The following is an 8,209-nucleotide window of genomic DNA, read 5'->3' as shown; positions in this document are numbered from 1 at the left end:
GGTGACCGCCGAGAGCATGATGGTCTTGCCCGCGCCGGTGGGCGCCACGCCCAGCGTGTTGCCGCGGGAAGCGAGCGCAGCCACGCTGCGCTCGACGAAGGTCTTCTGGCGGGGGCGCAGGCGCATGGGCCGGTCTCCCCTTACTGCGCCCAGCTCGGCCGACCGGCGAACCCGGGGGCAGACGCGGGCTGGCCGGGCTGATGTGCGGGTGCCGCAGGGGTGGTCTGCTGCGGGGCTTGCCCGACTGCACCCTGTCTCCCGAACTGCAGCGCCGCAGTCCCCATGACCTGCGCGTAATCGCGATGATCCGGCGTGACCGCGCTGCGGATCTCGTTCTTGTCGTCGCCGCTGGCATCGGTGCCGATGTCGATGCGGGCGATGAACTCGATCCCGTCGAGATCGGCAAAGCCGTTGATGCGCCGCGCCGCCTGCGCCTCGGCCGACATGTCCTTGTCGGAAATCCCGCGCGCCGAGTTCAGCATGCCGCGCACGAGGCTGCGGCCCATGTTCGCCCAGTCCGGCCCCTTCGGGCTGTAGAGCCCGATCAGGGTGAAGATCTTGCGCCGGGCGTACTGGCCCTCGGTCACCGTGAACTCGCCGTTCAGGTAAACCGCGCCGGTCGAGCCACGGGTGGCATAGCCGCCGGTCCAGCCTTGCGAGGCGTCGTCGAATCCGCCCGGGCGGATGGTCAGGCGCACCTTGGCCAGCGTACCCTTGGGTATCAGGTTGGTGTTGCTCTGCGCGTCGTTGAAATCGTTCCAGGAACCCATGGGGAACCTCCTTTTCTGATCAGGATTGCGGTTGGGATTGGGCGTCAGCCGCCGGATCGGCGGGTGGCGGGGTGTAGGTCAGGCGCTTGGGCGCTGGTGCGACGGGCGCGCGGATCTTCGTCATCAGGCGGCCGAGGTGAGGCTCCTCGACCTGATCCAGACGGCCGGAGCGGTCCTTGGCCGGAAAGCCCCATGGGTTGATCGTCTGGCAAACGAAGGCGCGATACGGATCGCCATCGGCCTTCAGCTCCGCCATGGTGATCACCTCGTCGACGATCCCCGGCAGCTCCAACCCGGTCTTCGAGCCGTCGATCTGCGGCTGGAAGACCTTGCGATTGAAGTCGTCGAGCTTCTCGTCGAGGATCCCGACGAACCAGACGTTCTTCGCCCGCGTGTGCTGGAGATGGGTGAGCCTGCCAATCATCTCGCGGCCGTGCAACCCGTAGGCCCCGCGCACATCCGGCTTGCCGGTCTTCTCCGACAGCGCCTCGGGCTGGCCCTTGCACCAGCCGAAGCACAGCCGACCCGCCACTGTGATCGAGTCCACGAAGATCGTGTCGTAGCGGTCGAGTGCGGCCGGATCGCCGAAGCGGTCGCAGACCGCCTTGTAATGCGCCGGGCTGTAGGGCTGCTCGTCCCTCAGCGCCGGGTTGGGTCCGCCGATGAATACCGCGAAATCCCGGCATTCCGTCCAGGTTCGCGGCCGGATGCTGTCGCCCGCCCAGCCCTCGATGGCGAGATCGCCCGCCTCTAGGTCCATGAACAGGGTGGTCGATGCGTTCAGCGTCCAGAGGAGCGAGGTCTTCCCGATGCCGGACTTGCCGAAGATGCAGCCCTTGATGCCCCGCGGCTCGGCCAGCCGCTGGTCGGCGCTGATGATCGGGAGGCTCATTGATCGTCCCCCTGCGGGACGATCTCGATCTTCAGCGTGCCGGGCCGGACGGTGCGCGCGGGCTCGAAACCGGCACGGATGGCATCGGGCCAGGCGGCGTATTTGCGCTCGGGCACCTTGAACGCGATGTCGACATACTGCGCGGGATCGTCCCCGGCGGCGCGGATGCGCTCGACCATGGCGGCGAGGCGATCCTGGTCCCAATCCACCCGCTTCGGCAGATCGGCGACCACGGTGAAATCGCCGTCGTCGAAGCGGATCGTGCCGGTGTCCTTGCCTGCGGCCTGCCGCTCCTCGGTGGCGCGGGTGGCGTAGCGAACCGTCAGTGCGCCATCGAGGCGGGCTTTCGCGGCCTTGTCGCGCTTGATGCGCTCGTCGACATCGCGTTGCAGGATGGCCAGCAACTCGACGGGCAGCTGGGCGATGTCCTGCAAGCCGAGGCCCGGTAGGTCGTCGACGGTGGGGGTGTTCGCGGGGAACGGCATGTAAGGGTCTCCATGATCGGCAAAGAGGGATTGGAAGGCGGTCATCACGCGGCAGCCCGACCACTTGAACCGGTGGCATGGTCGGGCTGCCCTTGCTCGGCGAGCAGGAGCGCGGACAGCGACACGGCTGCGGCCTTCGGCTTGGGGCGGGCGACGGCGATGTAGGCGAACTGGTCGGGACCCAAGCGCTCTTGCACCAGGTGCACGAGGCCCTGTTCGGCGGCCCAGAACGCGCGGGCGCCTAGCCAGGTCAGCCTTGTGCGTTCTTCGGTCGTGAAGCGGGACAATCCCTGACAACGATCGAGCGTCAGAAAGCCGCGATGGTATTCGAGCCGGTCGCCCGGCATAGCCTGCGCCACCCAGGCGCAGAACTCGATCTCGGTGAGCGGTCGGCGGGCGCGGACCGTGATGAAGGGGGTGGTGCCCATGAACATGATCTCCTCCTTTCGCCTCTACTCAGGCCGCCGCGAGATCGTCCCAGGCGGGACCGAGACCGTGGACGGTGAGGACGTGGCGGAGATCGGCGAGGCGGCGGTAGAGCGCGGACCGGCTGCCGAACCCCTCGGCCGCGAGCGCGGTGACGGGGCGATGCGCCAGCGCCGCACAGAAGCGGCGATCCTCGTCCGGGAGCCGCGCGAGCGCAGCCTGCAGGGCGTGGTGAAGTTCGGTGACAGCGGCGGCGCAGCAGGTCTGGCCGTGCCAGGCGGCAAGCCCGTCGTCCTCGGTCAGCGTGTCGCCGACCGGCTCGCGGGCTCCGGCCAGCGGCACCTCCAGCGAAAGCAGCGATCCGCCCTGTGCACGGCGCTGGCGGTGATGGCGCATCGCGATCCGCGAGGACTGGTTGCGCAGGACGATGTTGGCGAAGGCGCCGATGGTGCCACGCGAGGGATCGTAGGCGGGCAAGCGGCGCAGCAGATCGACCAGGAGGTCTTGGCCTAGATCCTCGCGTTCGCAGACCGGCAGGCACAGCTTGCGCCGGAGCCGCTGTGCCGCCGCGCCGGCCTCGTGGACGATGGTTTCAATGTCGTCGGGGGAAAGTTCGATCTGCATCGCTGCGCGCCTCAGTCATCGTTTCTGATGAGCCCAAGGTGCCGGATCGGGTCGCCGCGCAGGTGGGAACGGGGTGGGAATAAGGTGGGGGTTTGGTGGGATCAGTAGGTAACTGGCGGGGCGAGGCAGAGGCTTGTCTCCAGCCCCACCAGTTGTCAGCCCAAAGTCAGCTAAAAAACTATCTGGTCCACGCGCACCATGCTTGCTTTACTGGCGGGGCAATGAGGAAGCGGCCAAAGGCGGGGTTTGTTCGATGAACGAAAACAGAGAACGCCTAACGGCGGTGCGGGCTTCCTTAGGACGACAAGTTCAGGATCAGGGTCTGCCTCTTGTCGATACAGTATTCTGGCATAACCCTGGCCCGAAGATCGGCGGGTACCTCGCATTCCAGCTTCAAATGGCCGGGTGCGGAGAAACCGGTGCGCACAGGGTTGACCTCCAACCTAGACCGCAGCGCTTCAAATCGCTGTCCGAACTCAGGCAGCACCTTGAGCGCGAGCATACAAACAAGCATTGGTATCGTGGACAGCGTCGCCGCTATCAGGCGCTCTATCGCGGAGTAATTCCTAGTCTTATTGAAGCGGGCCTCGGATTCGATGCCGTCGAGTTCCAGATGGAGTCACTGGTTCCAAGCGTTTACCGATCGTTTGTCCGGTCAAGTCCAGCGACCTGGCACGAGTCGCCACCTCTGGGTCCGCCGCTGGATGCATTCGCTGCGCCGCTGCGGGCAATTCTTAGAAGCGGTAACGAGAAGCTGATAGAAGTCTTCGTTCAGGCGACCGAAATGATCGGTTTGGACACCATCCGATTGCTTGTGTCCGACCGGGTCAACATCGGCCTCGGCGAAAAGATGGCGGCTCCGGGAACTAACGTTTCAAAAGAGATCGCTAAGCTCATATCTCTGGCGCAGCACTATGAATTTAACTCGGTGATGGTCGACGTGACGCGCAACGTCGACATCGCGGCAACGTTTGCCAGTAGCGACTGGGAGAGTGGAAAAAGAGCACGCGAGGGTGGAGGCGTTATCTACCGTTTTGACGCATCAATGATCGAAAAGGCGTCGGTTGATATGCTGAAAGGCGGGGTGCGCTCGCCCCTGCTAGGCCCACTTGCCCTGCTAGGCGTGACGGACGTCCATGAGATTGGGTTCGACCTGCAGCGGCCAGTGCGCCAGCAAGGCGGTAGTCTTTTTGGCCTTGAGACTGCTGCTGCGCATTTTCTTTTTCAAATGCACGGTGCCTTGGAGGCTTTCGTATTTGAGGAGGATGACGTAGGCGCGGACGACATCCCTGAGATGAACTATCTTAGACCGACAGATGATCCGGGTCTTGCTGTGTTCGACATGAGTGCCCGAGACCAGGTCGAACCATTAACCGATGACGAAATCGCTGATGGCCTCCGCCGTGCTGGAAAGAGTGATAAGGAAGTGGCCCGCACTTTATCATGGAGGCGCGATGGAATTATTTGACCCACCTTCTCCACGCAATTGATGAGAGCTTTGCGCATCCCATCAATCGGGCGCTCCTTCAATACAGTTCGATATGCTTCCAGAGCTTAAATGTTCTGCGGCCGAAGATCGGGATTCTTTATCTGCCAATTTCAACCACCGATAGAACCCTGATCGTGGTGCGGCAGCTCACTCTTCAACCATAATCGCCGTTGCTGAGACGCCGAGCCGGTATCCACGGTTTCGCACCGTCGCAATCAGTGCCTTGCTCTCGGCATCGGTAAACCCAGCGGCCTTGAAAGCGTCACGCAACTCGCGGATCAAGTCCTTGGCCTCGCGCGCAGTCGTGCCTTCGACATGGGATCCGGAGGCAACCTGATCGCGCGACAGCGCCTTTTCCAGCAGACGCTCGAACACGGGGAAAATCTGACGCGACAGGATGACGGAGCGACCATCCCATTGAACTTCGGCCGTTGCCCTTCGCACGCGAAGCGCGGGCGCCAGCGGGACCGGCACCAGAGCGGCGTCATCGATTGCAGCGCCAAGGAAGTTCGAGGCAGGCTTCAGCACCTCGAGGATTTCGATCAAATGAAAACCCGCATCCTGATGTCGCCGGGCAGTCTCAGCTGGCAACGCCTGTGCGAGGATCGTGATGTCCGAACCCTGCGCGGCCTGGCGCAACGATGCGATGATGCCGTCGCCGGTCAGGGCTGCGGGCTCCAGCGCAAGAAACACCGCCCGACCCGATGGCGTGTCGCCGAGCCGCCAGACCTTATCCGCCGCCAGTTTCGGGGCCGCGCTGAACCCTGCCGCCGCGCCGATTACGGATGCCAATGCCGCAGCCCCCATGCGGAACTCGCGCAGATCGTCCTCGGTGAGATCGACGTCATGTCGGCGGTCGAGCGGGCACTCAGCACGATATCCATCGCCCGCTTTCCGGATCGGCCGACAGGGGAGTCCGCATTCGCAGGCATCGCAGACCTCCCAATCGGAGAGAGGCGCCTGTTCGACGAGGACACGTTTCGCGAGCAGCCGGTCGAAGACCGGACCGAAGAACGGCGCGGCAAGCTCGCCGGGCAGGATTGCGTCGTCGCCAGCCTCACTCAGCCGCGTCAACAACCTCAAAATCGTCTCGGTCATTCATCAGTCCGTTCCGTTCGATCAGCTTCATCACCCGCGCCTCATGCTGAGTGCGGCGGAACTGCACGACGCCCGGGGGGCGCAGCTTGACCGTGACCTGTGGCTGGCGCTTGCCGTCGCCCTTGAACAGGATTCGGAACACGAGCTCGCCCAGCCGCCAGGCACCAGCGAACGAGACCGGCGTGCTGCCGAAATGCTGGAGCGCATCACCGCCGAGATCCCGCGACCGCAGCGTGCGCACCACGCGGGGATACCCCTTGTTTCCGGGCGCCATCAGGTCGGCGGCGGCCTCGATGATCAACACCTTGTCGATCAGCGGATCGTAGGCGGCATCGAAGGCGAAGCTTGGTCCGGCCAGTTCGACCGGGCGCAGGGTATAGAGGTCCTGCGCATCGTCGCCGTCGAAGAAGCGAGGTCTGTCAAGGATGATCGAGGCGAAGAGTTCCGCGATCTCGGGCTGATGCGCCTTCCGGATGCGGGCCAGCCGCAACATGCCGGTGTTCTCGGAGTATCGCAGCACGGCGTGAGAAATCTGGCGCACGCTGATGACCCGTTCGACCTGGCCTTCGACGACCGGCATGGTCGAGACCATGGAGCCGTGGCTGACCACGAGGTTGATCTCGTCATCGTCGTCGTAGTCGCCCACCCGGCAGAAATCCCCAAGAAAGGCGTCACGGAAGATCGCGGCGACGGCCGTCCGGAACGCCTCAACCTTTTCCTCTGTCAGGTCGATCGCGACGCCCCGTTCCCGTCCGGCATATTCATGCAGGCGGTCGGCAGTGAGCATCGCCATATGGTCGGCGGCCGCGTCGAAGAGGTCAGGATGCTCCAGAAAGACCCGGACGGCGATGTGCTTGGGATCATGCGCCTTGTTCGGCGCGTCCTCGTCGCCGGTCTTCATGTCGGGGAACAGATCGACGCCCTGACGGGCGGCCTGCGCCTGAATGATTTCGAGGCCGCGGGCATCGCCCAGTTCCGCGATGCGGTGCAGATCGCCGCGCAGCCCCTCGGGATAGCTGTCCTCGGCGCCGGTCAGCAGTTTCTCCAGCGCCTCGCGGGCGGCATCCTCCTCCTGGTCCAGCAGGTCGACGGAGAAGCCCTTGTACTTGCCCTCGTGCCGCGCCAGCAGCGGCTTCATAAGGGCGAGATCGATGGTCTTGATGAACCGGGGGTTCACGAACTTCTTCAAATTGCCCGCCACGACGAATCCCCTTTCCTGCAAAACCAGTGTTCTTGCTACGTTCTTTCTGGCGATTCTTCAACCTGCGCGGGATCGGCTAGGACGCTTTCCGACATCGACGAGTAGAGGCCAGAGGAGACGACCACTCCGAGGCCCGCATGAAACGCCCCAATCCGCTCCCGCCCGACCAGATGACCGCCGCAGAGCGCCGTGCCGAACTGTGCGGGTTGCTCGCCCTTGGGCTGGTGCGCTTGATGCAGCGGCAGCGCGGCGAACCTGCTGACGATACTGGAGAAATTCGCCTACACTATCCGGCCGACCAATGCCGTCATGCAACCCCGAACCCAACGGAGACCGCATGACGACTCACGATCCCATCCCCGCGCGACTGGCGGCGCTGAAGACCACGCCGACGCCCGACCTGAAGCAGCAGTGGCGCGAGTTGTTCGACAGCGAACCGCCGCCGTTCAACCGACGCTACCTCGAATCCCGCCTGGCCTACCGCATCCAGGAACTCGCCTATGGCGGGTTGAAGCCCGAGACGATCCGGCGTCTCGAAAGGTTGGGCGAAGAACTGGACGGCGGCGACAAGAAAAAGCGCGGACTGCGCCTCGACCGCGACTGCCCCATCACCGGCACACGGCTGCTGCGCGAATGGCAGGGCATCGAGTACGTCGTGACGGTCACCGCCGACGGCTTCGAGTGGCAGGGGCGGCCCTACAAGTCGCTGTCCGCCATCGCGCGCGCCATCACCGGCACCCGCTGGAACGGCTGGGTGTTCTTCGGCCTCAAGAACCACAGGGGGCGGACGTGACAAAGTCGCTCGACAAATCGAAGGTCGTCCTCAAGCTGCGGTGCGCCGTCTACACCCGGAAGTCCTCCGAAGAAGGGTTGGAGCAGGAGTTCAACAGCCTTCACGCCCAGCGCGAAGCCTGCGAGGCGTACATCGCCAGCCAGCGGTCCGAGGGCTGGGTGCTGGTGCGCGATCAGTATGACGACGGCGGCATCTCCGGCGGGACGCTGGAGCGCCCCGGCCTGAAGCGCCTGATGGCCGACATCGACGACGGGCTGGTCGATGTGGTGGTGGTCTACAAAATCGATCGCCTCAGCCGCTCGCTGGCCGACTTCGCCAAGCTGGTAGAGGTATTCGACCGGAACGGCGTGACCTTTGTCTCGGTCACGCAGTCGTTCAACACCACCACGTCGATGGGTCGGCTGACGCTGAACATCCTGCTGTCCTTCGCC

General features: G+C 64.3%; 10 protein-coding genes. 3 read left to right on the top strand and 7 right to left on the bottom strand.

Annotation, left to right across the window (positions count from 1 at the left end):
• Window positions 1-140 precede the first annotated feature (140 nt).
• From E3D03_RS19525 to E3D03_RS19505, 5 genes are read right to left on the bottom strand one after another with little or no spacing between them, the layout of a single operon-like run.
• Window positions 141-770: a hypothetical protein gene (locus tag E3D03_RS19525; RefSeq protein ID WP_263568343.1), complete on the bottom strand. Its 630-nt coding sequence runs from the start codon at window positions 768-770 to the stop codon at window positions 141-143.
• Window positions 771-789: 19 nt separating this feature from the next.
• Entirely contained in the window at window positions 790-1,662 is an 873-nt protein-coding gene (locus E3D03_RS19520) for an ATP-binding protein (RefSeq protein ID WP_263568342.1), read from the bottom strand.
• Window positions 1,659-2,192, bottom strand: coding sequence for a hypothetical protein (locus tag E3D03_RS19515; protein ID WP_263568341.1), 534 nt, complete (start codon window positions 2,190-2,192; stop codon window positions 1,659-1,661). Before E3D03_RS19515 ends, E3D03_RS19520 begins: the two co-directional genes overlap by 4 nt.
• A complete protein-coding gene (locus E3D03_RS19510; protein WP_263568340.1) occupies window positions 2,192-2,581 on the bottom strand; it encodes a hypothetical protein in 390 nt (129 codons plus the stop codon). The genes E3D03_RS19515 and E3D03_RS19510 overlap by 1 nt, the downstream gene beginning before the upstream one ends.
• Before the next feature lie 22 nt (window positions 2,582-2,603).
• The gene (locus E3D03_RS19505) at window positions 2,604-3,197 is read right to left on the bottom strand and encodes a sigma factor (RefSeq protein ID WP_263568339.1); all 594 of its coding nucleotides are present in this window, start codon (window positions 3,195-3,197) and stop codon (window positions 2,604-2,606) included.
• A gap of 253 nt (window positions 3,198-3,450) precedes the next feature.
• Between E3D03_RS19505 and E3D03_RS19500 the strand changes: the two genes are divergently transcribed.
• Window positions 3,451-4,665: a hypothetical protein gene (locus tag E3D03_RS19500; RefSeq protein WP_263568338.1), complete on the top strand. Its 1,215-nt coding sequence runs from the start codon at window positions 3,451-3,453 to the stop codon at window positions 4,663-4,665.
• Between the two features lie 168 nt (window positions 4,666-4,833).
• On the opposite strand, the gene E3D03_RS19495 is transcribed toward E3D03_RS19500, so the two are convergent.
• Both E3D03_RS19495 and E3D03_RS19490 read right to left on the bottom strand, forming a co-directional pair.
• Complete coding sequence (locus tag E3D03_RS19495; protein WP_263568337.1) at window positions 4,834-5,784, bottom strand: hypothetical protein; 951 nt, start codon at window positions 5,782-5,784, stop codon at window positions 4,834-4,836.
• Window positions 5,744-7,006: a hypothetical protein gene (locus E3D03_RS19490; protein ID WP_263568336.1), complete on the bottom strand. Its 1,263-nt coding sequence runs from the start codon at window positions 7,004-7,006 to the stop codon at window positions 5,744-5,746. Before E3D03_RS19490 ends, E3D03_RS19495 begins: the two co-directional genes overlap by 41 nt.
• Before the next feature lie 316 nt (window positions 7,007-7,322).
• Here E3D03_RS19490 and E3D03_RS19485 point away from each other — a divergent pair, with 316 nt between their 5' ends.
• Together E3D03_RS19485 and E3D03_RS19480 are read left to right on the top strand one after the other, a co-directional pair.
• On the top strand, window positions 7,323-7,778 hold the full coding sequence (locus E3D03_RS19485; RefSeq protein ID WP_263568335.1) for a DUF2924 domain-containing protein: 456 nt from the start codon (window positions 7,323-7,325) through the stop codon (window positions 7,776-7,778).
• The coding region (locus tag E3D03_RS19480; RefSeq protein ID WP_263568334.1) for a recombinase family protein at window positions 7,775-8,209 on the top strand (435 nt) is incomplete at its 3' end. The genes E3D03_RS19485 and E3D03_RS19480, both read left to right, overlap by 4 nt.

The organism is Paracoccus sp. DMF (assembly GCF_004407025.1).
GTDB classification, from domain to species: Bacteria; Pseudomonadota; Alphaproteobacteria; order Rhodobacterales; family Rhodobacteraceae; genus Paracoccus; species Paracoccus aminovorans_B.
Note: the sequence above shows the minus strand (reverse complement) of the source record. Positions and strands in the feature narration are given on the sequence as shown.

What these genes read in the sequence shown, in the direction of transcription:
- E3D03_RS19495 (WP_263568337.1), bottom strand. Translation starts at nt 5,784, where the DNA reads ATGACCGAGACGATTTTGAGGTTGTTGACGCGGCTGAGTGAGGCTGGC.
- E3D03_RS19505 (WP_263568339.1), bottom strand. Translation starts at nt 3,197, where the DNA reads ATGCAGATCGAACTTTCCCCCGACGACATTGAAACCATCGTCCACGAG.
- E3D03_RS19515 (WP_263568341.1), bottom strand. Translation starts at nt 2,192, where the DNA reads ATGACCGCCTTCCAATCCCTCTTTGCCGATCATGGAGACCCTTACATG.
- E3D03_RS19525 (WP_263568343.1), bottom strand. Translation starts at nt 770, where the DNA reads ATGGGTTCCTGGAACGATTTCAACGACGCGCAGAGCAACACCAACCTG.
- E3D03_RS19485 (WP_263568335.1), top strand. Translation starts at nt 7,323, where the DNA reads ATGACGACTCACGATCCCATCCCCGCGCGACTGGCGGCGCTGAAGACC.
- E3D03_RS19510 (WP_263568340.1), bottom strand. Translation starts at nt 2,581, where the DNA reads ATGTTCATGGGCACCACCCCCTTCATCACGGTCCGCGCCCGCCGACCG.
- E3D03_RS19520 (WP_263568342.1), bottom strand. Translation starts at nt 1,662, where the DNA reads ATGAGCCTCCCGATCATCAGCGCCGACCAGCGGCTGGCCGAGCCGCGG.
- E3D03_RS19500 (WP_263568338.1), top strand. Translation starts at nt 3,451, where the DNA reads ATGAACGAAAACAGAGAACGCCTAACGGCGGTGCGGGCTTCCTTAGGA.